Here is a 26,298-nt window from a genome sequence, read left to right as displayed (position 1 = left end):
ACACAATTAATGTTCAGTGGCAATCAGGCGCTCGGGCGCGAGTATGCCGTATTCCTGTAACTGAGCTGAACCGAGTAACTGCCCGTCCGATTCACGATAGACGCGAACGCGGCCAGTTTCAATGGGTAAAAAGACTTCTTCTTTATTTAATGGCAGACGCTGGCCATGCAGGAAGCGGCGTGACAGCTCGTCTGTGAGGTAAACCGGGTTAAAGCTGGACAATAAGGCATCAACTGGATCCAGCAATGCCAGACGTTCTGGCTCTGGCAAGCTTTCGAGATACTCCAGGGTAATGGATTTCTCCAGCACCAGATGACCGACGCCTATGCGTCGCAATTCTTTCAAATGAGCACCACAACCCAGCATTGCACCTATATCCCCACCCAGCACACGTACATAAGTACCTTTACTGCATTTGACTTTCAGGCTTAAAAAAGGTGCTTCATAAGCAAGTAATTCCAGCTCATGAATAATGACGCTACGCGCTTCGCGTTCCAGCGTGATACCTGCCCGCGCATATTCATACAAAGGCTTGCCATCACGCTTGAGTGCCGAATACATGGGAGGTACTTGCTGTATGGGCCCAGTAAATTGCTGTAAAGCATGCTGAATTTGCTCAATACTGACCGCTACCGGCTTTTCTTCCAGCACTTCACCTTCGGTATCTCCGGTTGTCGTGGTAACGCCAAGGTGCACCACCGTGATATAGGTTTTATCAGCTTCCAGCAAATCCTGGGAAAACTTGGTGGCTTCTCCAAAGCACAGTGGCAGCAAGCCAGTAGCAAATGGGTCTAGCGTGCCAGTATGTCCAGCTTTGGCGGCATTCAAAAAACGCTTGGCCTTGATCAGGGCATCATTACTGGAAAAACCTACTGGCTTGTCCAATAGCAATACACCGTGCACAGGCACGCGCTTTCTTTTTATCTGCGGAGTCGTCATGTTGTCAGCAGCCTGTTGCCAGGCTGCGCAATGTATCGTTCAGGATTTACTCTTCGCCGTCGTCTTTGGCGCGGGTGGCATTGGCTTCATCTATCAGTTTCGACATGGCAATACCACGGATGGTAGATGTGTCATGCACGAAATGCAATTGCGGCAGAGTATGGATATGCAGACGCAAACCCAGTTGATTGCGCAGGAAGCCAGACGCTTTAACTAAAGCTTCTATGGTGTTTTTGACGCCGACCGGGTCATCCACCAAAGTAGTGAAATACACTTTTGCATGGGCATAATCAGGGGTCAACTGTACTTCAGTCAAAGTGATCATACCTACGCGCGGGTCTTTTAATTCAGACCAGATGATTTCTGCCAGGTCTTTTTGAATCTGGTCTGCTACACGCAGGCCACGACCGGGGATATTTTTGCTATGTTTTGCCATAATTTTCTTACATCTCCATAAACCACAACCCCGGAACTAGTCCGGGGTTATCTTGAGTTACAGAGTACGTGCTATCTCTTGTACTTCAAATATTTCAAGCTGATCGCCAACCTGAATCTCGTTGTAGCCTTTCAGTGAAAGACCGCATTCCAAACCGGCTTTGACTTCTTTGGCATCGTCTTTGTAACGCTTGAGCGAATCTAGCTCGCCTGTCCAGGTCACCACATTGTTGCGCAACAAACGGACAGAAGAAGTACGCTTGACCACACCGTCGGTAACCAGACAGCCGGCAATTGCGCCAACTTTGCTGACCACGAAGACTTGACGAATCTCGACCATACCAATGATCTGTTCGCGCTTCTCTGGTGCCAACATACCGGACAAAGCTGCTTTGACTTCATCTACTGCATCGTAAATGATGTTGTAGTAGCGGATATCAACGCCGTTAGACTCTGCCAATTTACGGGCAGACGCATCAGCACGGGTGTTAAAGCCGATGATGACCGCTTTGGAAGCGACCGCCAGATTGACGTCGGATTCGGAAATACCACCCACTGCCGCATGCACAACTTGCACACGCACTTCGCTGGTCGACAATTTGACCAGAGATTGCACCAGCGCTTCTTGCGAACCTTGTACGTCGGTCTTGACGATGATAGGCAAGTTTTTGACTTCGCCTTCCCCCATGTTTTCGAACATGTTTTCCAGCTTGGCTGCCTGCTGCTTCGCCAGTTTGACGTCACGGAATTTACCTTGACGGAACAGGGCGATTTCACGTGCTTTGCGTTCGTCAGCCATGACCATGACTTCTTCACCAGCGGACGGCACTTCTGTCAGACCTTGAATCTCTACCGGGATGGACGGGCCAGCCTCGGAGATATTCACGCCATTCTCATCCAGCATCGCACGGACACGACCATAGGCTGAGCCAGCCAGGACCACGTCACCACGTTTCAAGGTACCAGACTGCACCAGGATAGTGGCAACAGTACCGCGACCTTTATCCAGACGCGCTTCAACAACCAGACCTTTGGCTGGCGCATCTTTCGGTGCCTTCAGTTCCAGCACTTCGGCTTGCAACAAGACGTTTTCCAGCAGGGAATCTATACCCAGGCCAGTTTTTGCAGATACCTGTACGAATGGTGAATCACCACCGTATTCTTCAGGCACAACGCTTTCAGCGATCAACTCTTGTGTCACGCGGTCTGCATTGGCACCTGGTTTATCAATTTTATTGATAGCAACGACCAGAGGCACGCCAGCAGCTTTTGCATGGGCAATCGCTTCTTTCGTTTGCGGCATGACGCCATCATCTGCAGCTACGACCAGAATAACAATATCCGTCGCCTTGGCACCACGGGCACGCATCGCAGTAAACGCTTCATGGCCTGGTGTATCAAGGAAGGTGATCATGCCACGTGGTGTTTCTACGTGATAAGCACCGATATGCTGCGTAATGCCACCGGCTTCACCAGACGCGACTTTGGCGCGACGGATGTAATCCAGCAAGGATGTTTTACCATGATCAACGTGACCCATGACAGTCACTACAGGTGCACGTGGGAAGGATTCATACTCACCATGCTCCGTGGTATCCGTCAGCATGGCTTCAGGATCATCCAGTTTTGCAGCAAAGGCTTTATGACCCATCTCTTCAACCAGGATCATTGCTGTTTCCTGATCAAGTACCTGATTGATCGTGCACATCTGACCCAGTTTCATCAAATGCTTGATGACTTCGGATGCCTTGACGGACATTTTGTGCGCCAACTCAGCAACGGTCAGGGTTTCAGGTACAAACACATCTTTAACGATGGCTTCAACCGGCGCCTGGAAATTGCTTTCACGGTCATCATGATGACTATTGCGACGACCTTTAGGACCGCCCTTCCAGCCATCACGGCCACCAGAAGTATCACCACGGGTTTTCAGACCGCCGCCACGTTTCTTGGCTGCGTCTTCTTGCCATGTTGAGGACACATTGGCAGATTTGATCGCCTTCTTGTCGCCAACAGCTGGCTTTTTCTCGTCTTTTTTCTCTACAGCTGCGCCAGGCTTTTTCTCAGCTACTTTTTTATCAGCAGGCTTGTGCAAAGTACCTTCAGCAACTTTAGGTGCCACCACCGGAGCTGGCTCAGGTGCTTTAGCCGGGCGACGTGCCGCGTTCATCATTTCTTTGATTTGCGCAACTTCATCAGCTACAGCTTTTCTGGCTTTTTCAGTAGCAGCAGCACGGTCAGCGGCTTCTTTTGCATCCGTTGCAGCTTTTTTCTTCGCATCTTCTGCGTCGATACGTTTTTTATCTTCGTCAGCAGCAACTTGCACAGGTTTGACCTCTGCAGGTTTTACATCAGGAGATTTGGCGTTGGCAGCACTTGCCGCTTTGGCAGCAACAGCGGCTTGCTCAGCCTTGACGCGCTCAGCTTCTGCTTTGGCAGCTTCTGCCAATTCAGCTTCACGCATGGCTTGCGCCTGAGCTTCTTTTTCAGCTTCCAGCTTGGCCAGACGCTCTTGCTTCTCAAGCAATTCAGCTTCCTGACGGGCGATCAACTCGGCTTCGCGATGCGCTTCTTCATCGAGACGTGCCTGCTCAGCCGCATCTACTACTGGCGCTGCTGCCTGCGTTTCATCTGCAGGAGCATCATCACGTTTGACGAAAGTGCGTTTTTTACGAACTTCTACCTGAATGGTACGAGACTTCCCAGTCGCATCGGCTTGCTTGATCTCGGTCGTTTCCTTACGAGTCAAGGTAATTTTTTTCTTTTCGGTGTCCGCAGAGACGCCGTGGGAACGACGCAGATGTTCCAACAACTTATCTTTGTCTTCCTTCGTCAGCGAATCTGACGTTGAGCTCTTACTGACGCCCGCTGCACGTAATTGCGTGAGCAGCAAATCTGCTGACATCGTTAGCTCGGTGGCAAATTGGGCTACATTGTTACTCGCCATTCAGTCCTCTTTTTCTATGTGCGCGTTATGAGATTGAAACCCGTGAATTACTTAGCTTCTACGAGTTTCCAGGCTTTGGCTAACAGCGCCTTGGCCTGATCATCATATTTAGCGTCGATGAGTTTCATCTCATCATCGGTCACATCTTCAAATGCATCTTTAATTAATTGACGTGCGCGGTCGGCAGACAATGCCAAAATCGCGCCAAACTCGTCATAAGCCAATCCAGCGAAAGTCGCCAGGGTCTTGATACCAGCCAAACCCAGCTTACCTGCCGTCACGCGGGTCATACCTTCGAGATTGACTAATTCATCTTCCATACCTTCGAGGCCTTCTTCAGAAGCAATTGCCTCTGTCAACAAAGCATCACGAGCGCGGTTACGCAACTCATTGACGGTATCTTCGTCGAAAGCTTCGATTTCCAGCATTTCGCTGATAGGTACGTAAGCGATTTCTTCCAGACTGGAGAAACCTTCGTCCACCAGGATGTCAGCGACTTCCTGGTCAACGTCGAGTTTTTCCATGAACAGGCTGCGGATGCCGGCAGTTTCTTGCTCAGCTTTATTCGCAGACTCTTCCGCAGTCATGATATTGATTTGCCAGCCGGTCAACTCAGCAGCCAGGCGAACGTTTTGTCCGCTGCGGCCGATAGCGATTGCCAGGTTTTCTTCATCAACTACTACGTCCATGCCGTGTTTTTCTTCATCCACCATGATGGATGAAACATTAGCTGGTGCCAGTGCGCCGATCACGAATTGCGCCGGATCTTCAGACCACAAGACGATATCAACACGTTCGCCACCCAGCTCGCCAGTTACAGCCTGTACGCGCGAACCGCGCATACCAACGCAAGTGCCGATAGGATCAATACGCTTGTCGGCAGTAAACACAGCAATTTTTGCACGTACACCAGGGTCACGCGCTGCAGACTTGATGACCAATGAACCTTGTTCGATTTCCGGCACTTCCAGCTCGAACAATTTCATGATGAATTCTGGCGCAGTACGCGACAGGATAACTTGCGGGCCACGGGCATTGCGATCTATGCGCAGGATGTAGGCACGGACACGGTCACCAACACGCAGATTTTCTTTAGGAATCATCTGGTCACGTGGCAAACGCGCTTCAATCTTGCCTGACTCAACCACGGCTTCGCCGCGCTCCATACGCTTGATGGTACCTGTTACCAGGGAATCACCACGCTCCAGGAAATCAGCCAGGATTTGTTCACGTTCCGCATCACGGATACGCTGCAAGACAACTTGCTTGGTATCCTGTGCAAAACGGCGGCCGAAATCGACCGATTCAATTTCTTCTTCGATGTAATCATCGACCTGAATTTCAGGGTCGTCTTCTACTGCTTCAAAATGCAGAATTTCCTGATCTGGCAATTGCAGACCTGCTTCGTCCGGCACCACGTGCCAGCGGCGGAAAGACCTGAATTCACCAGTATCACGATCGATTTCTACGCGAATATCGACTTCACCGGGAAAACGTTTTTTTGTCGCTTGCGCCAAAGCATGCTCCAGCGATCCGAAAACAACCTCTTCATCGACGTTCTTTTCACGCGCCAGCACATCCACCAATAACAACAAATCACGACTCATGCTTTGCGACTCCTAAAATCCACTTGCGGCACGAGACGTGCCTTATCCACATCGGCGAGCGTAAACTCCAGCATGGCCGACCCATCTTTTACTTCAAATTCCAGCTTCAGATTTTCGCCTTCAGGCTCGTGCAAGACGCCTTCGAAAGTTTTGCGATTTGGCGTGCCCGGCATGGGCATACGCAATTTCACATTGGCTTTCTCGCCAGCAAAACGCACATAGTCAGCGATTTTTTTGAGTGGCCTGTCAAGACCAGGAGAAGAAGTCTCCAGGCGACTGTAATTGACGTTTTCCACCGTCAGCACATGCGATAACTGGTGACTGACTTTTTCGCAGTCTTCCACCGTAATATTGCCGCGCTCCAGATCTTCCGGCAAATAATCAATATAAACCCTGAACAAGCCGCGTTCGGCCTGCTCAAAGTCCACCAGATCATATCCGGTACCGTTGACGGTCTTTTCTATCAAATCCAACAAAGCCAAACTTATTCTCCGAAAAACACACTGACAATTTGCAAACCGGGCAAAACCCGCCACAAGCCTTAGGATTCGGACTATTGAGCGCCGCACCGCAGCTATCCCAACACGATATCAATCGCTAAAACCAAAAAAAAATGGGCAACTGCCCATCTTTTTTGTAGCGCCCCGATTTAAATTCAAATAAAGGCTAAATCTGCTAACTACAAGATTATAAACGATAAATTACCTCGTCGCAATGGAAAACGAGGTAATTTCAACACGTCCAGCTACCACAAAACGCTTAAAACGACCGAAAAACATTATGCGCCACGTGAGCGTCTGCGCGCTGCAATTCCCTGACCTATGGCCTGACCGCTACCGCGGGATGTAGGGCCACGACGCTGCCCCGCATCCGGGAAACCCAGCGCAGTTTGCAGCGGATCTGGCTGGCGGCTACGTTTTTTGCCGTTAGCGTTGTTGGCATTGTTGCCAGCACCGCTACCTTGCCCATTACCCGCTCCATTACGCGGATTACCTGCATTACCGCCTGTTTTGTTGCCATATGCATTATTGCCGTTGGCATTACCACTACGACCCGCACCATATTCAGCGCGCTCACTACGCCCACTGGACATAGGAAAACCGACTTGCTTCTGGCTAAATGGACCAGTACCAAAACCAGGCGCTTTATTGCCAAATGGTTTACCGCCCTTGGTTGGCGTGGCAGGCTTGTCACCACCAGCTTTTTCCAGGCCGCTCAATTTCAACAAGGCACGAACTGCATCTTCTTCCAACTCTTCCCAGCGACCGCGCTTGAGATTGGCAGGCAGGGTCATGGCGCCGTAACGGGTACGTATCAGACGCGACACCGTCAGACCAACAGCCTCGAACATACGACGCACTTCACGGTTGCGACCCTCACCAATGATGACGCGATACCATTTATTGACACCTTCACCACCACCATCAGTGATTTTAGAGAATTGCGCCATGCCATCTTCCAGCTCAACACCTGCCAGCAAACGCTGACGCATACCCTCTTCCAGCTCACCCAGGGTACGCACGGCGTATTCACGCTCAATACCATAACGTGGATGCATCAGACGGTTTGCGAGATCACCAGAGGTGGTGAACAGCAACAAACCCTCAGTGTTATAATCCAGACGCCCTACTGCCAGCCATTTACCAACTTTCATGGTTGGCAAGCTTTCAAATACGGATGCGCGACCTTCAGGATCATTGGTGCTGACGATTTCGCCAGCAGGTTTATGATAAATCAATACGCGCGGCGGTTTTTTACTGACTTTGCGCATGATGGGCTTGCCATTGATACGCACCTGGTCAGTCGGCAGAATTCTTTGACCTATATGGGCTGGCTCACCATTCACGGAAACACGACCAGCAACAATCAGCTCTTCCATGTCACGGCGCGAACCCAGACCAGCTTCGGCCAATACTTTATGCAATTTAGGCGCATCGTCATCCGCAGTCAGATCACGGCGCACTGGTTTGCCACGGCCTTTGCCTTTAGCATCATCAGCGACACCCGAGTCAAATGCATCGGAAGTAACGAAGGAAAACACGTCATCGGCATTGTTGCCAGTGCCAGGGCGGCCACCACGAGTTTGCTGCTGTGGGCGCTTGGATTTATTAGCACTTGCCTGACCTGCATTTTGACGCGGGCCACGATCATTGCGGTCACCACGCTCAATACGTTCGCCGCGTTCACCACGATCCGGACGCTCTGCCCTATCGGTACGCTCAGCACGGTCAGCGCGGACTGGACGTTCAGTTTTTTCACCGCGCTCTGTTTTTTCGCCACGCTCTGCGCGATCAGCCCTGGGTGCACGCTCTGTGCGGGGTGGGCGTTCGCTACGTTCGCCACGCTCAATTTTTTCCATCTGCACAACTGGCTCAACTGCTACAGGCACCTCTTGCGCGACAACCACTTGATCCATAGCAACGTCTACAGCCTTGGCCTTGCTGCGGCTGGCGCGTGGCGCTGTACCAGGCTCCTTAGGAGTGCGCGGCGCGCGCGGGGCACGTGCTTTTTTTACTGGTGCATCTGCAGCATCAGTCGCTGATGCTGTCACTGCTACAGTTACCTCTGTAGCCCCTGCTGATTGCTCTGCATTCTCTGGCTTGGACTTGGATCGGCTTACGCTACTACGCGGGCTACGCACAGCGCGCTTTGCCGGCTTTGCGTCATCACCACCAGCAGGGCCATTATCATTTGCGCCCGCACCACCATCTGCTTGGTCAGCATTCACATCTTCAGGATTCATTGGATTCATTCTTCAGTTCTATTGGAGGCAACTGACTCGCTGCAGCGCCCGGTACACTATCCGGCGCTGCGCTATCAGCCGCCTGATCACTCAATTGCGTGATATGTTGAGAATCTCCCCCAACCTCACTTATTTCTTCTGTAATTTCTTCTACTACCTGCTCTGGCACTTCTTCAGTTTTTACTTCACTTGCGGCCTCAATCACCTCATCAAGCACCTGCGTCTCCAGCCCATCCTCGGTTACAGCACTGCTAGATACATCAAGTTGGGACTCGACATCAGCTCGCTCTACCGACTCTTGCTCAGACTCAATTTCGGTATCTTGCGGGATATCCACTTGCTGTTGCGCATCATGAATTACCAGCTCTACAGCAGATGCGTCAAGCTCAGATAAACTTACATCCCTTGCTTGCTCAGGAGTAGATTCAGAAGCAGATTCCACATCAGCTACAGGCTCCACTGCCAGAGCATCCGCCTCTACTGCAGCAAACATGCCGCCATCCAGGGCCGCCAACTCTGGCACGACCTCTTCCTCGGCATCCCTCTTCACTTGCTGCAAAGGAGGCAACTGATCCAGCGATGACAAGCCCAAATCATCCAAAAACTGTTTGGTCGTGGCAAATAGCGACGGCCTTCCTGGCACATCCCTGTGGCCTATACTCTCTATCCAGCCACGATCTTCCAAGGTCTTGATCATCTGCGATGCCACGGTCACACCACGAATTTCTTCTATATCCCCACGCGTCACTGGCTGGCGATAGGCAATAATTGCCAGTGTTTCCAGGGTAGCCCTGGAATATTTTGGTGGCTTCTCAGGATTCAACCTGTCTATATAGGCGCGCATTTCTGGCTTGCTTTGAAAACGCCAGCCCGTCGATAAAGCTACCAGCTCTATACCCTTGTCAGACCAGTCAGTACGCAAGCCTTCCAGCATCAACTTGATGGTGTCAGCGCCAACTACATCACCTTGATCATCCGCCTCCTGAAACAGCTTTTTCATCGTATTGACGGTCAGCGGCTCGGGCGCGCATAACAAGGCTGTTTCGAGGACTCGTTTTGCCTCAGCAGTATTCATGCAAATCTTAAGTACACGGGTTTATTTAGTTGATGTCATGCAGCACAGCAACTGATACCTTACGCCATCAGTTACCATTACTCACACCAGTTTTGTATTAAATTTGTTGCCACCAACCTGGCAGCAACGCCCTTTATGCGGGCGGCTGGGACTGCATGGAGCGCGCAAAGAACTTAGCAGCGCACAATCCCTAAAATTAGTAGACACTGGATTGTAGTCCAGAAATTCGCAGACAATCAAAAATATCGTCAACAAACAATAAAAAAGCCACGCTAAGACGTGGCTTTTTCCATCAATTCTGTCTGCACTGAACAAGTAGAGAGCAATATTTGCTTTCACTCACTCTTCTGCACTCAATCCGAAAAGCCAACCACAAGCTCTCCAACAACACTTTTTGCATATGACTGCAATATCGTGAGATTAACACGCATTCAGAAAGTCTGCACGCGAAAATCTGAGCAAGCTCACTTAAAAATACATACCAGGGAAGCATAAATTGCAATTTACGCAACATTAAGGCGCGATTCTGTGAAACAATGCGCCTTAAACATCGAGACAACCAAGCACGCCATGTGTTTCATGACCATACTAAGTACCTCATCAGATGATGACTTATCACTCGCCAATAGTGATCTTGTTCAGTTCATCAGAAATCCAGATATCCCCGAAAAAAAATATTTGCAGTTCAAGAATAAATGGTTTCTGGCCTCTGATGCCGGGTGCAGTTGCCACTTCAGGCATTTGTCAGGTGGCAGCATAGAACTCGGTTTTGGGGAACCTGAAGCATGGTTTCATGAAGAAAATAATGCGATCGAAGCAAGTCGTCAAATTGCAGCCCGTATCCGCGCATTGATACAGCAAGGTGCAAGCGTAGATTGCGTAGACGCCTGGGCGCATGGACAAGGAGAAGCCGCAACACTAATTGACGACATACAAGTCAATCTTTCCGAAGTCAGCGACACCGCCTTCCGTTTTTTTGAAGATTACCGCTTCTCTTTTATACAAAAACCTTAAATCGCCTGTCGCGCATAACTTACTGTCAGCATCTCCCACTGGTGTCCATCAGGCTCATTCCAGTAAATCATCTTTCCGCCATAGTCGAGATTGACCTGCATATCCACAGGGCCACGCACAGAGCTGCGATAGGCAATGCCAGCGCCCCTGATACGACCCAGTATTTCATCAAAGCACTGTTGACTGACACGAAAACAGAAATGATAAATGGGAAAGTCTTCATCTGTATCCATGAAATCCAGAGTCAAGCCCTCATTGACAAATACCGGCGCAAACGGCCCAGGAGCAGTTGGCGCCCATGGAACACCCAGCAAATCTGCCAACAACCTGGCCGAAGCCAATTTGTGACGAGAAGGAACTATCGTGTGATCCAGCTCTATAGGCATAACACCTCCCCTCGCATGAGCAGTTCAATTCGACATTCAGATTTCCAAACCGCTACCATCAGATCCAGACTACCAATAGTAAAGCTTAAACCAAGGATAAGTTTTCACGGAAATTATCTTTTTTGCATAAAACATACAGTTGATCATTTTGCATGGACTTTACGCACCGCCGATGTGTAAAATACAATTTACATTGCAAAAAGATAATTTTCGAAATTCCCCACCGCAAGACACGCAAAGTATAGACGCAGCATCCAGGCCCGCCCTGCATCAATTCACAGTGGCGTCACTGCAAATTCGGACTAAGCACGCAGTTCTTCAGAGGATATCTAAAATGAATATCGTCAATCTCAAAATTGGTCAACGTCTGTATTTAGGTTTTTCTGTGATCATCTGCCTGCTTTTAGTCGTCGTCGCCATAGGCATATCTCGCCTCACCTTACTCAATAGTGAGATTGACCTCACAGTAAACGACCGCTACAAAAAGATTTATCTTCTGAATCAAGCCATCAACAATGTGAATTTACAAGCCCGTAATTTGCGAAATATTTTGTTGATGAGCGATTTTGCAGATATTAAAAAAGAGATGGATAGCATACAAAAATCATCGGCAGAAATCAGCTTGGAAATTGATAAGCTATCCACCTCCATTCACAACCCGAAAGCCAAAGAGCTTTTAAAATTGATGCTGGAGCAGCGCGCACTGTACATACCATCCAGAGATAAAATGGTACAACTAGTGGCATCAGGCAATAAGGAAGCAGCCCACGACCTGCTTTTCAAGGAAGTCAGGCCGCGGCAACTTGCCTATCAGGATGCGATGGAGGCACTCATCAAATTCCAGGAAGAGTTGATGGCAGAATCCGCCAAAGAAACAAAAACAACGGCTGAATCTGCAAATCAATTAATGATAATCGTAGGCATATTTGCGACGCTGGTCAGCGCCTTTATTGCCTGGGCTATCACCAGGCGCATCATCACTCCGATTAACACGGCAGTAAAAATTGCAAAAACTGTGGCCAGTGGCGACTTGACCAGCACCATAGACATCACGGGCAAAGATGAAATGGGCTCACTCTTTCGTGCCTTGTCCCATATGAATAATAATTTGATCGATATCGTTGCCCAGGTGCGCAATGGTACAGATACCATTGCCACCGCCTCAGTACAGATCGCCTCCGGCAACCAGGACTTGTCAGCCCGCACCGAGCAACAGGCTGGCGCACTGGAAGAAACCGCATCTTCGATGGAAGAACTGACCAGCACGGTCAAACAAAATTCAGACAATGCTCGCGCCGCAAACCAGTTGGCGCAAAACGCTTCAGACATAGCCCTCAAAGGCGGCAATGCCGTTTCCCGCGTGGTTGACACTATGTCATCCATTGCTGAATCATCCAAAAAAATCGTCGACATTATCAGCGTCATTGATGGCATTGCTTTTCAAACCAATATCCTGGCATTAAATGCTGCAGTAGAAGCCGCGCGCGCAGGAGAACAAGGGCGCGGATTTGCCGTCGTCGCCACAGAAGTACGCAATCTGGCTCAACGCTCGGCCACTGCAGCAAAGGAAATCAAGCTATTGATCGACACATCAGCAACCAAGGTCGACTTGGGTAGTAAACTTGTGGATGAAGCTGGATTGACCATGGATGAAGTCGTCGACAGCGTTAAACGCGTGACCGATATCATGTCGCAAATCAGCTCCGCCAGCCTGGAGCAAACGGCAGGCATAGAGCAAATCAATCAGGCAATTGTTGAAATGGATAATGCCACGCAACAAAATTCCGCACTGGTGGAACAAGTTGCCGCGGCAGCAGAATCCATGCAAGATCAGGCAAAAAAACAAGCCGCCGTCGTCAGCATCTTTAAAACTGGCGCATCCGCCTTACAGGCTACCGGCAAGCTCATCAACATCGCGACACATACCAGGACCGTTAAGACAGTACTCAACCCACGCCCATTGTCATTACCAGCTGCTGCTGCCAGAGACAATTAAATGACAACTGCACTCCAGCTAAATCGCCAATGAGAGTAAATTAACATCCCGGCTACAGCAGACGGCAGACGCAGCATCATTGACTTCGCATCTGCAACAAGCCTCTCATTGGCACTTTGGATATCCACACCAATAAATCCAGCCATAAGCGCGTTTCAAAGATGCGGGCAAATCCCCAGGCAAATGCCAGTGAGGCGATCGTACCGGCAACACTGAGCAAGATGAAATGCAGATGCTGCAAATTCAACGACAAATGCATCTCCTCAATATGGTGATGGATGATCGCGAAAATAGGGATGTGCACAAGATAGAGTGAGTAGGAGAACTTGCCTATTTCTGTAAATATTCTCAACTCAAGAAATTTCCTTATCCAATTGCGCGATGAGCTCCTTGCCAGCCATGCCAGGAAAGCTGCAACCACTACAGCAAAAACAGTATCGATTATTTTCGCCCTATCAAAAAAAGCCCCTGCACTGCGCGCGTCATAAATAGAAAATTTTTGTATCAAATACAAAAAGTAAACGATAAATACCGCGCCGACCAAAGAAAAAATCAAGCCTCTTTTTCTCACTCTTTCTTGAGTTGCTTGCCCAAACACCAGCCACGCGGAAAACATTCCTATTCCAAATAGAAAACAGAAATAAGGTGGATGTAAAATACTGATCTGATTTTCAAAAAGAAAAGCAGGAGGATGATCAGCAAGCCAAACCAGGCCCCATGCCGCTGCCGTTGCCACAGACAGGAGCGCAAGAGCGCCAAAGCGACGCAAAATCAATATCAAGGCAGGGAAAAACATATACAGGTGCCATTCCGTCGCAATACTCCAGAATGGCCCGTTAATGGTATTAAATTGCGGAAAAAAATCTTGCATCAGACTAAAATTGACCGCAAAAACTTGCCACGAAATGCTGGGTGTCAGGCCCGATGAATTGCGCGCCCAGGTAGTGATAGGGGAAAAGTAATTAATAATTAAAATCAACACCAAGGTAGCAAAATAAGGTGGCAAAATCCTCATTGCCCTTGATTGAAAAAATTTCCCATAAGTCTGCCGCAAGACCAGCCCATTTCTCACCACTGGCAAGGCCAGGCAAAATCCTGACAGCACAAGAAATACCACGACAGCCAAGTGCAAATACAAAAAAACATTCCATGGCTTCATGAGCAAATTAGTATGACTCAACCAGCCATAGGCAAATAAATGTGCATGCCCCAACATGACCCACAATGCCGCAAGCGCACGCATACCGTCGAGAAATGGCAAATGAATTTTATGATCTGGAGTTAAAGGACTTGCAGTATCTATTGTTATTGTTGATGTCATGGTAGGTCAGTATTGTTTTTAGCTGTTAACTCTAATATGGCGCTCAACAAAAAATCGCGGCGTCACAAGCGCTAAACATGGAGACTATTTTTCATTCGCCCCACCGGCAGTTCAGAATAGGCATTGATTTTTCGCATCACGACTTTACATCGAGCAAGCTTTTTTTAAAATAAACTACTCTTTCAGTCTCAACAAAGCCAAGTGCGGCATGCATGTCATGACTAACCGTGTTTTCCAGCAGCGCATCTGAAGCAAATTCACTAGCCCCGATGCACTTGGCCCATAACTCCGCCTCAGCAACCAATATCCTGGAGATCCCTCTTTTTCTTGCCTGCGGTATGACAAACAAGCCCTCAAGAAAAGCCACCGGGGAAGAGTCTGCCCCATTGACATAATCGCCCCTGAGAGATACTTCGATCACGCCCAAAGCAAGGCCAGCTGCGTCGTATTCAATAAACTGTGCGAATCTATCTGGCGACTGCAAGAGCTCAGTCATTTCCAGCAAATGCGCCTCCCTGGTGTTTTCTGGCCATAATTGTTGACGCAATTCCAGCCAGGCAATTTGATCTATGTATTTGCAAGGAACTGCCATGGCCATTTACGCTTTCATCAAACAATGCCAGCTAAAAAATATCAGGACCTACAAAAGAAGTCCAGGTTGCCATTATTCACGCTTATAGACGGGCAAGCAATTGCTTTTATTGCACCAACAACACTCACCCTCAAATGTTGGGGCCAGCCATATCGCTCAATATCATCAATAGCAAAGGTCTATGCTTTAATGGACATTGTTAGAGCATAGCAAAAAGCCCTTGATTATTTCTAATCAAGGGCTTGAATACTTGGTTGCGGGGGCAGGATTTGAACCTACGACCTTCGGGTTATGAGCCCGACGAGCTGCCAGACTGCTCCACCCCGCGTCTGAAGAATGAAACTATACATGGTTTTGCTGCTCTGCGCAATCCTTTTCTAGGAAGAGGACTTTTGGCGTACTTGTGCGGACAGATGTTACACTCTGCAGATTCGCCAATTTTGACTCTTTTGCTCATGAAATTCTGTTCCGAATGCGCGTCCCCGGTGACCTTGCAAATCCCTGCCGATGATACCCGCGAACGCTTTGTTTGCACGGCTTGTGGCACGATCCACTATCAAAACCCCAAGATGGTGGTAGGCTCCATCCCGGTATGGGAAGAAGATGGCGTCACCAAGGTTTTGCTCTGCAAGCGTGCGATAGAACCACGCCTGGGTTTCTGGACGCTGCCTGCTGGCTTCATGGAAAACAAAGAGACCACGGCACAAGCCGCACAGCGCGAGACTGAAGAAGAAGCTGGCGCCAATATCAGATTACATGAACTGTTCTCTATATTGAATGTGCCGCATGTACACCAGGTACATCTATTTTATCGCGCCACTTTACTGGATTTGAATTACGCCGCAGGCGTCGAAAGCCTGGAAGTAGGCTTATTCTCCGAAGAACAGATCCCCTGGGACGATATTGCCTTCCCCACCATCAACCATACACTGAAATTTTTCTTCGAAGATCTGGCGAAGGTCAAAAGCGGTGGACGCTTCCAGATGCATGAGCATGATATTTTCAAACCCATGCGTGATGGTTAATGCAGATAAGATTTCCATAAAAAATGGGCGAAGATAATCGCCCATTTTTTTACCTGCGTCACTAACAAAGCCTCTGAGCGCTGTCCGCCAAGGAGCTCGGGTAGCTACTTTAGCATAGTACTTAAGCACCTACTTCCTGGTTATGCTTTCCCTTCAGATGGAATGGTGCATTGAGAACTCAATGTCAACCAAAATGACGGACTACCTGCATAGAAAAGAGATTGCCAATGACACTTCGCCTTTCAGAGCTGAATATAGATTGCGAGCATTGTGGCAGCGCCAGTCCTGCCAACAGTGAGGCATGCATAAAATGCAGCAATTCTTTTTTGTTTCTTGAGCAAGCGCCAAGCACATGGAAACCCTGGGATTTTTCGCAATGGTTATATGCCCGTCACTTTCAAATTGCAAAAATCGCAGAAGATGTGAATTACCTGACTTTCACACGCGATATACAACTTAATTACCTGATCGGCTATTTCTACTATCAATTGATGAATGGCGGCCTTTGGCAGTATCTGGCAAACCCTTGTGGCGTTGACGCACCACAATTAGTGGTAGCGCTTGAGGAAATAGGCGCAAAAGAAACCGCTAAAATCATCGCTGAGTCTCTGGCATTTTTTCCTGACGGTGAACCACAAGCAAATCATGAATTGAGATGGCAAGCACTCTCATCTATTCCTGATGAAATCAGGGAAAGGCTTGACGATCATCTGACCACTCTGGTCAATGATGCATCAAGCCCGGAAAATTTGCTATCACTGCTACAGAGTCAGTGTGCACATTACAAGACATAAAAGAGGGCCTACCAACTGGTTTCGCGTTCCGCAGTTGATGAGATTTTGTGTATCGCCAAATCTGCCCCTATAAATTCTTCTTCTGGTTCCAAACGTATGCCTATGAATTTTTTCAGGCTGGCGTAGATGACATAACCACCACCGAAGGCAATTGCAACGCCCATGGCCGTGCCCAGCAATTGGGACATGAAGCTGACACCACCCAGGCCACCCAAAGACTTCAAACCAAAGATGCCCGCGGCAATCCCACCCCAGGCGCCACACAGGCCATGCAGAGGCCAGACGCCCAGTACATCATCAACCTTCCATTTATTCTGGGTCCAGGTAAACATCCAGACAAAGATGGCACCAGCGATTCCACCAGTAAGCAGAGCCCCCAAGGGATGCATGAGATCAGAACCGGCACAAACTGCGACCAGACCAGCCAGTGGGCCGTTATAAACGAAGCCGGGATCATTCTTGCCGAGCATGAAAGCGACCAAAGTCCCACCTACCATGGCCATCAGTGAATTCATGGCCACCAGGCCATTCATCTTATCCATGGTTTGTGCGCTCATGACATTAAAGCCAAACCATCCTACCGTGAGTATCCATGCACCCAGCGCCAGGAAAGGGATGCTCGATGGCGGGTGAGCAGCAATCGCGCCATTCTTCATATAGCGCCCCCGGCGCGCACCCAACAGCAGCACGGCAGGCAAGGCCACCCAGCCGCCAAAAGCATGCACGACGACGGAACCGGCAAAATCATGGAACTCTTCAGAAAACATTGCCTTCAACCAGGTCTGTATGCCAAAACGCTGGTTCCAGGCTATACCTTCAAAAAAAGGATACAAAACACCGACCAGCAAGGCAGTAGCAATCAGTTGCGGATGAAATTTTGCCCTCTCGGCAATCCCGCCAGAGATAATGGCGGGAATGGCTGCAGCAAAGGTAAGCAAGAAAAAGAATTTAACCATTTCAAAGCCATTTTTAGCAACCAGCACTTCAGCACTGGAATAAAATTGCACGCCATATGCAATGGTGTAACCGACAAAGAAGTAGGCGATGGTCGATACTGCAAAGTCGACAAGTATCTTGACCAGGGCATTGACCTGGTTTTTCTTGCGCACAGTGCCTAATTCTAAAAATGCAAAGCCCGCATGCATTGCTAGTATCATGATTGCGCCAAGCAAGATAAACAAAGCGTCTGCGCTGCTATTTTGTGCATTCATACAAAATATCTCCCAATATAAGTGCGAATTTGAATTAAAGATGCACTGATAAAGCAAAATACATTCCAATTTGGTGCAATTGATAAGTGATTGATTTAATGCGATTTTTTGAAACTGATTATTTGATAAATAAGTTTGATGCACTGAAATATGGCGTTTTTTTGGTGCAGCCTCGATTGGAGGCCGCGTGATCCCCTGGCTGGAAACGGATAGCCCCTTTCCTCATCCCAGCACCGCTTTGACTGAAAAAGATGGTGCTGCAGGCTTGCTGGCAGCTGGTGCTGATTTGTCGGCAGAACGTCTGCTATATGCCTATAAAAATGGCATCTTCCCCTGGTTTTCTGATGGGCAACCCATTTTGTGGTGGTCTACCGATCCGCGCATGGTCTTGCAAGTGCAAGATTTCAAATTATCCCCCAGCCTGAAGAAGCGCCTGCGGCAAGTCAGTAAAGATCCGCGCTGGGAAGTGCGTTTTGATAGCGCCTTTGAAGATGTCATGCTGGCCTGTGCAGCACCACGCAAAGAAGGAAGCGGCACCTGGATTTCTGAAGAGATCGTCACTGGTTATGGTGAATTACACAAGCTGGGATATGCCCACTCCGTCGAGGTGTGGCTGGATGGCGAACTGGTAGGCGGCGCCTATGGCGTCTGCATAGGCCGCATGTTTTATGGTGAGTCGATGTTTGCCAGGGTCACGGATGCATCCAAAATAGCCTTGGCGCACCTGGTATTTTTCTTGCGTGAACATGGCGTGAAAATGTTAGACTGCCAGCAAGAGACAGCACATTTGGCGTCTCTGGGCGCAAAAGCGATCAGCAGGGCCGAGTTTTTGCGCTGGGTAGAACATGCCTGTGCCCTGCCAGCGATTAGCAATTGGACCATAGCCAACAAAATCAGCCCGTGACCCAGCTTAACGAACTCCCCTTCGCCAGCATACAGTTTTATGCGACCGCGCCCTACCCTTGCAGTTATCTGGAAGGTTTGCAGGCGCGTTCGCAAGTGGCGACACCTGCGCATCTGATTAATGCTGATGCGTATTCTGAACTGGTGAAGAGTGGTTTTCGGCGTAGCGGTATTTTTATTTACCGGCCGCATTGCGATAATTGCCAGGCTTGTACGCCGGTGCGCGTACGCGTCAATGAATTTGAAACCAACCGCAGCCAGCGTCGAGCCTGGAAAAAACATGGAAATCTGCAGGCTCGTGTCAGCAGTCTCAGTTATGTCCACGAACACTATGAGTTGTATCAGCGCTACCAGGGTGAGCGCCATTCTGGCGGCGGCATGGATAATGACAGTCGTGACCAATATGCGCAGTTCTTGCTGCAAAGCCGGGTAAATACTCGCCTGGTAGAATTCAGAGATGAGAAGGATGTCTTGCGCATGGTCAGTATCATCGATGTACTGACTGATGGCCTGTCATCGGTGTATACCTTTTATGACCCTGACGATGCAACAGCGTCATATGGCACTTACAATGTCTTGTGGCAGATAGAGCAAACGCGCTTATTGAAACTGCCCTATGTCTATCTGGGTTACTGGATCGCTGCCAGCCCCAAGATGGCTTACAAGACCAATTTCCGCCCCCTGGATGCTTTGATGCAGGGGCGCTGGCAGACTTTACGGGAACTGTGAAGTTCCCCGTCCATCTGCCTCTCAAATTTTATTTCAACCTTCTTCCTCACCTATTTACATGTCTGCAAAACTTCTTTACTCCCTGATCCGCCCTGCCCTGTTTGCCATGGATCCGGAAAATGCCCATCATCTGACTTTACCGGCACTGCAACGTGTCAATAAACTGGGACTGTCTGGTTTGTTGACCAACAAACCAGCAGAAGATGCGCGCCCTGTCATGGGCGTACGCTTTCCCAATCCGGTAGGCCTGGCCGCGGGTTTGGACAAGGATGGTGCGTATATTGATGGCCTGGCTGGAATCGGTTTTGGCTCCATAGAAATTGGTACTGTCACACCACGTGCACAAGCGGGCAACCCCAAGCCACGCATGTTTCGACTGCCGCAGGCGGATGCCATCATCAACCGCATGGGTTTCAATAATGGCGGTGTCGATGCCTTTGTTAAAAACGTCCAGGCCTCGCGCTTTTATCAGGACAAGCAAGGCGTATTGGGCCTGAACATAGGCAAGAATGCCGATACGCCTATAGAGCGTGCGGCAGAAGATTACCTGCATTGCCTGGCCAGGGTTTATCCTTATGCCAGTTATGTGACCGTGAATATCTCCTCCCCCAACACCAAGAACCTGCGCCAGTTACAAGGTGCGACTGAGCTGGACGCCTTGCTGTCGCAACTCAAAGAAGCGCAGCAAAAACTGGCCGATGAACATAAGCGCTATGTACCCATCGCCCTGAAGATCGCTCCGGATATTGATGCAGAACAGATCAAGACCATAGGTGAGGCCTTGTTGCGCCATAAGATAGATGGTGTGATTGCCACCAATACCACCATCACCCGTGACGCCGTCCAAGGCTTGCCGCATGCAGAAGAAACCGGTGGACTGTCTGGCAAACCCGTATTTGAATTATCCAACCGTGTTATTCGCGCCTTGAAGGCAGAACTGGGTAATGAGTTACCCATCATCGGTGTAGGCGGGATTTTCTCTGGTGCGGATGCAGCAGCTAAAATGCAGGCGGGTGCAGCGCTGGTGCAAGTCTATTCCGGCCTGATTTATCAAGGACCTGCCCTGGTAAAAGAATGTGCTGATGCCTTACGCCAACACAAATAAAACTCGCAGACCATGAAAAAAATCTTACTCGGCAATAGCCAGCTCAGCGTCTCCACGATTTGCCTGGGCACCATGACTTTTGGCGAACAAAACACCGAAGCAGAAGCGCATGAGCAACTGGATTATGCGCTGGAACGTGGCATTAATTTTATCGATACGGCAGAAATGTACCCTGTCATGCCGCGTGCGGCGACACAGGGCAAGACCGAGCAATACATAGGTAGCTGGATAAAAAAATCCGGCAAACGCAGTGAGATTGTGTTGGCAACCAAAGTTGCCGGTCCCTCGCGTGGCATGGGCTGGATACGCAATGGCGAAAATGATGTGAATGAAAAAAACATACGCTCTGCCATAGAAACCAGCTTACAACGCCTGCAAACGGATTACATCGACCTGTATCAATTGCACTGGCCCAGCCGCAATGCCCCCATATTTGGGCAAAAGCAGTTTGACCCGGCACTGGAAAGGCCTTGTACTGAGATCGCTGAGACCGTGGCAGTATTAAATGCCCTGGTTAAGGAAGGCAAGATACGCGCCTTTGGTGTATCGAATGAAACATCCTGGGGTGTCAGCGAATTTATCAAACAGGCAGAACTGCAAGGCGCAGTGAACATCGCAAGCATACAAAATGCTTATAGTCTGGTGAACCGCTCGTTTGAACAGGGGCTGGATGAAACCTGTTTCCGAGAAAATGTAGGCTTGCTGGCCTATAGCCCACTGGCATTCGGACAGCTCACGGGCAAGTACACTGACGATGCCAAAGCCCATGGTCGCCTGACGCTATTCCCACCGACCTGGAGCCCACGTTATATGCGCGCCAGCGTATTTGAAGCCAGCAAGCGTTATGCATCTCTGGCACGGGAACATGGATTGACGCCAGCGCAACTGGCCCTGGCATGGTGCTACTCGCGCAGTTTTGTTGCCAGCACCATCATAGGAGCAACCAATTTGACGCAGTTGCAAGAAAATATTGATGCACTGGATGTAAAGCTAAGTGATGAGCTTACAGCAGGTATCAACCGCATTCATGAAGAGCTGAACAATCCAGGGCAATAATATCAGACATGGCATTGAACAAAGTAGTAACGCCTGAGGCAAAGGCGTCACGCTTTCCTATACCTTCGTCATTATTTCTGCGGCCTGACTGGCAAGGGCACATTACATAAATCTATGTATCCCGCTGGCACCTTATACCAGTCACCTCCACGATTTCTTTGTGCTTCGACGATAGATTTGAAAGTGTTAGTATCAGTGCGTATGATTTCCAGTTTGCTACGTTCTGCCTCTGGCACATCGGCAGCGACCTTAATGGCTGTTATGGGCGTGCGCTCTTCTGCTTTTTCGTAAAAACCCAAAGGCCCGGTACCACGCGGCAGGGTCGTCAATAATTCCATCCCCTGCATGACGCGACCAACGACCGTGATATTTCTATCCAGCTGTCTTGGTGCATGGCCAGTAACGACGTACAGAGATGTGCCGTCACCACTATTCGATTCAGTGCCGCGAGCAACACCAACGCTGGCATAGCAATGGGCCAACCAGGCTGTACCCGCCTTGGGATCGCGTCCAGCAGCAAAACCATTTGCATGGCCTACCTGTGGCGCATAACCATCTACATCAGGCAAGCGGGTAAATGGCAGATTGGCCGCATACTTGACGGTAAACTCACCGGCAAGCTGGCGTTTGGCTGTCTTGACTTCGCGTTTTTCATCTGGATCAGCCCACTGAGCCACATAATTCTCTTGTGAGCGTACGATGGCCAGGCCATCAAAATAACCCTCCCTCACCAGGGCCTTGATATTTTGCGCATGATGAGGGGCAAAATCTGGTGCCAACTCAATCACGACCCGCCCTTTGGGTAATTCCAGGTACAAAGTATTTTCTGGATTAAGCGGTCGCCAGTCTGCCGCACTGGAATTCTTGATCAAGTCTGCCATAGCCAATTTGGATGCCTGCGCAGGCTTTGCAGTGGCGCTATCCACCTTGGTTTTTGTGGCATGCGCAGTCGCAGAAAAATACAGGCCTGCAATCAGGCAAGTCATCAAGGATTTTCCAGCAGGTAAGGCAGCAAAACGTAAAGACATTATTTGACTCCGGTAAAGGTGCACACAAAGTAGAACTCATTTGCCGCATAGGCAAGAAGGGGTGACCTTACGCGAATGACATCATTTTGTCCATATACCCATAATATATCAACCATTGGACTAACAACTTAGCCGTAACAGCAACTTTATTCCTTATTCTTTTAATTGTATTATTGCAAAAACCTGGCGAATCCGGTAAAACCTGATTTAGACTGTTAAATCAAGGAGTCCTTGTTTGAAACCTCAACTTCACGCACCTACCGGTGCATTTGTGGGCGCATCATGGGCCGCATTGTTTATAGGTGCAGCCACCTATTTCGCTGGCGTCTGGAATGCAGAGATGCAATTGAATGAGAAAGGCTATTACTTCACAGTATTAATGTATGGCCTGTTTTCTGCCGTTTCCCTGCAAAAATCTGTGCGTGACAAACTCGAAGGCATACCCGTTACCGGTATCTACTTTGGTTTGTGCTGGTTGTCACTGGGTTTATCCATCCTGTTACTGGCTGTAGGCCTGGTCAATGCTACCCTGGGATGGAGCGAAAAAGGCTTCTTTGCCATGGCATTTTTGCTGAGCCTGTTTGCTGCCGTTGCAGTACAAAAAAATGTGCGCGACATCAATCTGTTAAAACCTGATCACGACACTTTGCCCATGCAAGATGGGCATGAAAATTGAATCTTTTGCCTAAATCACTACGACTCAGCACATGATCAACAATAATGCCCCTAAAAATGGTGACTTTGCTGCCTATCTGGAAAATTTAAACAAACCTGGCAAGACGGCTTTGCCAGTCTTGCAAGATCCTCCTATTGAAGAAGTAAACCTGGAGCAACTACAAGAACTGACGGAACTACCACCAATATCTGACGATGAATTACTACAGCAAGCCCTGGCCACTGAGGGCGACAGTAATGAATATGATTTGGATGAATTGGTAGATGACATAGCGAATGAAGAAGTTGTCATGCAGGACGTTCCTGCGACGGGACAGGCTGTATTGGCATTTCTTGGTGAGCATGCCCTGGAATTGGCAGATCAGGCTCCCGCTGAAGACATGGATGAGCTGCCACTGCTTACGGACGAGGAATTGACGCAACAGGCTCTGGCACATCCAGACGCAGATAAGAATCTCCCGGAATAAACTCTCAGTCGATAAAAAAGCCTGCATTTGTTAAAAATGCAGGCTTTTTATCATACAGACACTACTTCACTCAACCATATGCCAATGACAAATGACCTGCGCGTACTGCTGTCGTGGACTTGACTTCGGCGCGCATGGAGTTTTGTAGCGAGGCAATGGAACCGCCTGCCCTATACTGGAAACTGACTTGCAGAATATCACCTTCCTTCACCATGACGGGCTGCTCCAAAGGCAGTGCCATATAGTGATTCAGCCAGTCTATGGTGGATGATGTCTCCATCAATACAGCCAGAATATTCTTGGTGACAAAGCGCAAGGCACTGACTGTGCCTGCTTTTTCTATCGTAAAACTGCCTTCCCATTTGATTTGCATCTCATTGGGCTGGTTGAAATCGATAATACTGTACAAAGCAGGCTGTGCCATTTCCACAGTATCAGCAGAGAAAATACCTGCCTGCTGGAATTGGATAATCGGCGCTTGATAGCCAGAAAAATCATAGGCTTGCTGCAAGGGTTGCACTGCCATGACAACCGCTTCTGGTATGAACAAAGGCAAAGGACCACCAAATTTGGCAGCATAACGCTTCTTGAAGTTTTCTATGACTTCCACCTGTTTTTCACGCAACATGGCAACGTGTATCATCTCACAGATAACGATATCGACAGGTTCTGGTGGCAGATATTCAAAGGCGTCAGCATGAATGACTTCGACTTTTTCACCGTAGCGATTCATGGCCAGCAAACGACGTGCCTCAGCCACCATGTCGGGATTAAACTCTACGCAATATACTTTGGACGCAGCCTGTGCAGCAAACCAGGATAAGACTCCCGTGCCACCACCTAATTCCAGCACTTTCGCCCCCTCGAACACCTGACGCCGTATCGCCGCCTTGAAATTGTCCATGCGGTTCAAGTCCATCAACATATTGTGATGGTATTGCAGGGGGATAAACTGTCCGAGATAGCAACTCTCTGCCTCACGTTCTATCAACATGTTCACTCCTTCGTTTCCTGGTTTCATCATGTGGCTGCCATCCGAAGAGTTCGACAGGACAGTCATTTTCTCGCCAACAATACGCAAAACCCGAAATACGCTTTGAGTAAGGGCCTAGATGATGATTATCCTTGGGTTGATAGAGAGTGCATCAAGGGAGTTGAACTGCGAAACTGCATCAATTCTTGCTTATGTCCAAGATTGCTGCATGCAATGTACTGGTGATTTCAACTTATACAATGAAATCAAGATGCGCAATGTCTGTTTAGAAAAACCAGCATTGATGGCCGGTATAAGGAGGAAATCAAAAGCAAATTCAATCTTTTCTGGGCCGCTCGCAGCGTGCATCAACAAAAGCCTGATGCATCTGCTCCCAGCCCTCGCCTGGCGAGGTTTGGGAACAAACTACATGTGCATTCAGCTTGCTGCGCCACTTATACCAGGGAGCTGCCTCTGCGTAAATCGAGGTGACGGCCAATAACATGTGCAATATCAACACTCTTTTGAATATGTGCATGGTCCGTCACTCCAGATATGAATTTAAAACACTATACGGCAGTTAAGGTCCTGTAGCTGGCAAGCTCATCTATCGTCAATATCACGATGTCATGCGTCACCGCATACTCTATGATTTGTTCGCCTTTGGCCATACTACCGTCAGGATTCATCAATTCACATAATACTGCAGCGGGTGATAAACCTGCCATGATGGCCAGATCGACCGAACCCTCAGTATGTCCGCGCCGAGTAAGCACGCCACCTGGCGCAGCACGCAAGGGAAAGACATGGCCAGGCCTGGCCAAATCCTCAGGTTTTGCCTCTTGTGCAATGGCAGTCAGGATAGTGGTGACACGGTCAGCAGCAGACACACCCGTAGTCACACCTTGTCTTGCCTCTATTGATACTGTGAAAGCCGTACCATAGCGACTTTCATTGTGGCTGACCATAGGTGGCAAATCGAGCTGCTGCAACTTGTCGTCGGTCAGGCACAGGCAGACGATGCCACTGCAGTCACGTATCAGTCTGACCATGGATTCAACCGTGATTTTTTCTGCGGCGACGATGAGGTCAGCCTCGTTTTCCCTGTCAAAGTCATCCATGAGCAACACGGGACGGCCATGACGCAGGTCTGCCAATGCCCTGGACAGGCGCTGATCAAATGGACTAAGGGATAATATTTCCGGCTGGGCGGAAGTAGAGGATGGGACAGTATTACTAATAGTATTCAACATAATGAAACGCTCCGGCAAAAGTAA

At 49.1% G+C, this 26,298-nt stretch carries 25 protein-coding genes and 1 tRNA gene; 10 read left to right on the top strand and 16 right to left on the bottom strand.

Annotated elements, in window-relative coordinates; genetic code table 11:
- Positions 1-6: 6 nt before the first annotated feature.
- From truB to scpB, 7 genes are all read right to left on the bottom strand, one after another.
- Positions 7-939 (bottom strand): tRNA pseudouridine(55) synthase TruB, encoded by a 933-nt coding sequence (gene truB / locus ACO0LF_RS02605; protein ID WP_423011613.1) that lies wholly within the window; start codon positions 937-939, stop codon positions 7-9.
- 46 nt (positions 940-985) lie between these two features.
- Complete coding sequence (rbfA, locus tag ACO0LF_RS02600) at positions 986-1,375, bottom strand: 30S ribosome-binding factor RbfA (protein ID WP_423001760.1); 390 nt, start codon at positions 1,373-1,375, stop codon at positions 986-988.
- 57 nt (positions 1,376-1,432) lie between these two features.
- Positions 1,433-4,321, bottom strand: a complete 2,889-nt coding sequence (infB, locus tag ACO0LF_RS02595) for a translation initiation factor IF-2 (RefSeq protein ID WP_423011611.1) — start codon at positions 4,319-4,321, stop codon at positions 1,433-1,435.
- A gap of 47 nt (positions 4,322-4,368) precedes the next feature.
- Positions 4,369-5,928 carry a transcription termination factor NusA gene (gene nusA / locus ACO0LF_RS02590; RefSeq protein WP_423011609.1) on the bottom strand — a complete coding sequence of 520 codons (1,560 nt, stop codon included), beginning with the start codon at positions 5,926-5,928 and terminating at the stop codon, positions 4,369-4,371.
- Entirely contained in the window at positions 5,925-6,410 is a 486-nt protein-coding gene (gene rimP, locus ACO0LF_RS02585; protein ID WP_422953239.1) for a ribosome maturation factor RimP, read from the bottom strand. The genes nusA and rimP overlap by 4 nt, the downstream gene beginning before the upstream one ends.
- Positions 6,411-6,706: 296 nt before the next feature.
- Positions 6,707-8,671 (bottom strand): pseudouridine synthase, encoded by a 1,965-nt coding sequence (locus ACO0LF_RS02580; RefSeq protein ID WP_423012437.1) that lies wholly within the window; start codon positions 8,669-8,671, stop codon positions 6,707-6,709.
- The gene (gene scpB / locus ACO0LF_RS02575; RefSeq protein ID WP_423011607.1) at positions 8,661-9,746 is read right to left on the bottom strand and encodes an SMC-Scp complex subunit ScpB; all 1,086 of its coding nucleotides are present in this window, start codon (positions 9,744-9,746) and stop codon (positions 8,661-8,663) included. The genes ACO0LF_RS02580 and scpB overlap by 11 nt, the downstream gene beginning before the upstream one ends.
- Before the next feature lie 579 nt (positions 9,747-10,325).
- Here scpB and ACO0LF_RS02570 point away from each other — a divergent pair.
- Entirely contained in the window at positions 10,326-10,760 is a 435-nt protein-coding gene (locus ACO0LF_RS02570) for a hypothetical protein (protein ID WP_423011605.1), read from the top strand.
- Here ACO0LF_RS02570 and ACO0LF_RS02565 read toward each other — a convergent pair.
- A complete protein-coding gene (locus ACO0LF_RS02565; RefSeq protein ID WP_423011603.1) occupies positions 10,757-11,146 on the bottom strand; it encodes a VOC family protein in 390 nt (129 codons plus the stop codon). The genes ACO0LF_RS02570 and ACO0LF_RS02565 overlap by 4 nt on opposite strands.
- A 334-nt stretch (positions 11,147-11,480) precedes the next feature.
- Here ACO0LF_RS02565 and ACO0LF_RS02560 point away from each other — a divergent pair, with 334 nt between their 5' ends.
- Positions 11,481-13,142: a methyl-accepting chemotaxis protein gene (locus ACO0LF_RS02560; protein WP_423011601.1), complete on the top strand. Its 1,662-nt coding sequence runs from the start codon at positions 11,481-11,483 to the stop codon at positions 13,140-13,142.
- Between the two features lie 76 nt (positions 13,143-13,218).
- Here ACO0LF_RS02560 and ACO0LF_RS02555 read toward each other — a convergent pair whose 3' ends face one another.
- The 3 genes from ACO0LF_RS02555 to ACO0LF_RS02545 form a co-directional block, all read right to left on the bottom strand.
- Positions 13,219-14,463: an acyltransferase family protein gene (locus ACO0LF_RS02555; protein ID WP_423011599.1), complete on the bottom strand. Its 1,245-nt coding sequence runs from the start codon at positions 14,461-14,463 to the stop codon at positions 13,219-13,221.
- Positions 14,464-14,599: 136 nt separating this feature from the next.
- Positions 14,600-15,055: an aminoglycoside 6'-N-acetyltransferase gene (aac(6'), locus tag ACO0LF_RS02550; RefSeq protein ID WP_423012435.1), complete on the bottom strand. Its 456-nt coding sequence runs from the start codon at positions 15,053-15,055 to the stop codon at positions 14,600-14,602.
- A 251-nt stretch (positions 15,056-15,306) separates the two neighbouring features.
- Positions 15,307-15,383: transfer RNA gene (locus ACO0LF_RS02545), tRNA-Met, on the bottom strand.
- 127 nt (positions 15,384-15,510) lie between these two features.
- Between ACO0LF_RS02545 and ACO0LF_RS02540 the strand changes: the two genes are divergently transcribed.
- Positions 15,511-16,080 carry an NUDIX hydrolase gene (locus ACO0LF_RS02540; RefSeq protein WP_423011597.1) on the top strand — a complete coding sequence of 190 codons (570 nt, stop codon included), beginning with the start codon at positions 15,511-15,513 and terminating at the stop codon, positions 16,078-16,080.
- A gap of 422 nt (positions 16,081-16,502) precedes the next feature.
- A complete protein-coding gene (locus ACO0LF_RS02535; RefSeq protein WP_423011595.1) occupies positions 16,503-16,874 on the top strand; it encodes a DMP19 family protein in 372 nt (123 codons plus the stop codon).
- An 8-nt stretch (positions 16,875-16,882) separates the two neighbouring features.
- Here ACO0LF_RS02535 and ACO0LF_RS02530 read toward each other — a convergent pair whose 3' ends face one another.
- Positions 16,883-18,085: an ammonium transporter gene (locus tag ACO0LF_RS02530; RefSeq protein WP_423011593.1), complete on the bottom strand. Its 1,203-nt coding sequence runs from the start codon at positions 18,083-18,085 to the stop codon at positions 16,883-16,885.
- A 187-nt stretch (positions 18,086-18,272) separates the two neighbouring features.
- On the opposite strand from ACO0LF_RS02530, the gene aat reads away from it, so the two are divergent.
- Genes aat through ACO0LF_RS02510 form a run of 4 tightly spaced genes read left to right on the top strand, consistent with a single transcriptional unit; the run spans position 18,273 to position 21,878 of the window.
- The gene (gene aat, locus ACO0LF_RS02525; RefSeq protein WP_423011591.1) at positions 18,273-18,989 is read left to right on the top strand and encodes a leucyl/phenylalanyl-tRNA--protein transferase; all 717 of its coding nucleotides are present in this window, start codon (positions 18,273-18,275) and stop codon (positions 18,987-18,989) included.
- Positions 18,986-19,717 carry an arginyltransferase gene (locus ACO0LF_RS02520; protein WP_423011589.1) on the top strand — a complete coding sequence of 244 codons (732 nt, stop codon included), beginning with the start codon at positions 18,986-18,988 and terminating at the stop codon, positions 19,715-19,717. The genes aat and ACO0LF_RS02520 overlap by 4 nt, the downstream gene beginning before the upstream one ends.
- Positions 19,718-19,775: 58 nt before the next feature.
- Complete coding sequence (locus tag ACO0LF_RS02515) at positions 19,776-20,822, top strand: quinone-dependent dihydroorotate dehydrogenase (RefSeq protein WP_423011587.1); 1,047 nt, start codon at positions 19,776-19,778, stop codon at positions 20,820-20,822.
- 12 nt (positions 20,823-20,834) lie between these two features.
- Positions 20,835-21,878, top strand: coding sequence for an aldo/keto reductase (locus ACO0LF_RS02510; RefSeq protein WP_423011585.1), 1,044 nt, complete (start codon positions 20,835-20,837; stop codon positions 21,876-21,878).
- Between the two features lie 71 nt (positions 21,879-21,949).
- On the opposite strand, the gene ACO0LF_RS02505 is transcribed toward ACO0LF_RS02510, so the two are convergent.
- A complete protein-coding gene (locus ACO0LF_RS02505; protein WP_423011583.1) occupies positions 21,950-22,906 on the bottom strand; it encodes a peptidylprolyl isomerase in 957 nt (318 codons plus the stop codon).
- Between the two features lie 235 nt (positions 22,907-23,141).
- On the opposite strand from ACO0LF_RS02505, the gene yiaA reads away from it, so the two are divergent.
- Both yiaA and ACO0LF_RS02495 read left to right on the top strand, forming a co-directional pair.
- Entirely contained in the window at positions 23,142-23,582 is a 441-nt protein-coding gene (gene yiaA / locus ACO0LF_RS02500) for an inner membrane protein YiaA (RefSeq protein WP_423011581.1), read from the top strand.
- A gap of 31 nt (positions 23,583-23,613) precedes the next feature.
- Complete coding sequence (locus ACO0LF_RS02495; RefSeq protein ID WP_423011579.1) at positions 23,614-24,048, top strand: hypothetical protein; 435 nt, start codon at positions 23,614-23,616, stop codon at positions 24,046-24,048.
- A 70-nt stretch (positions 24,049-24,118) separates the two neighbouring features.
- Here the strand turns inward: ACO0LF_RS02495 and ACO0LF_RS02490 are convergent, their stop codons facing one another.
- The 3 genes from ACO0LF_RS02490 to ribB form a co-directional block, all read right to left on the bottom strand.
- Complete coding sequence (locus ACO0LF_RS02490) at positions 24,119-25,042, bottom strand: methyltransferase domain-containing protein (RefSeq protein ID WP_423011577.1); 924 nt, start codon at positions 25,040-25,042, stop codon at positions 24,119-24,121.
- 316 nt (positions 25,043-25,358) lie between these two features.
- Entirely contained in the window at positions 25,359-25,559 is a 201-nt protein-coding gene (locus tag ACO0LF_RS02485) for a hypothetical protein (RefSeq protein WP_423011576.1), read from the bottom strand.
- A gap of 31 nt (positions 25,560-25,590) precedes the next feature.
- Positions 25,591-26,274 (bottom strand): 3,4-dihydroxy-2-butanone-4-phosphate synthase, encoded by a 684-nt coding sequence (gene ribB, locus ACO0LF_RS02480; protein ID WP_423011574.1) that lies wholly within the window; start codon positions 26,272-26,274, stop codon positions 25,591-25,593.
- Between the last annotated feature and the right edge of the window lie 24 nt (positions 26,275-26,298).

Origin of the sequence: Undibacterium sp. Di27W (genome assembly GCF_049340345.1) — a bacterium.
Lineage (GTDB): Bacteria > Pseudomonadota > Gammaproteobacteria > Burkholderiales > Burkholderiaceae_D > Undibacterium.
Note: the sequence above shows the minus strand (reverse complement) of the source record. Positions and strands in the feature narration are given on the sequence as shown.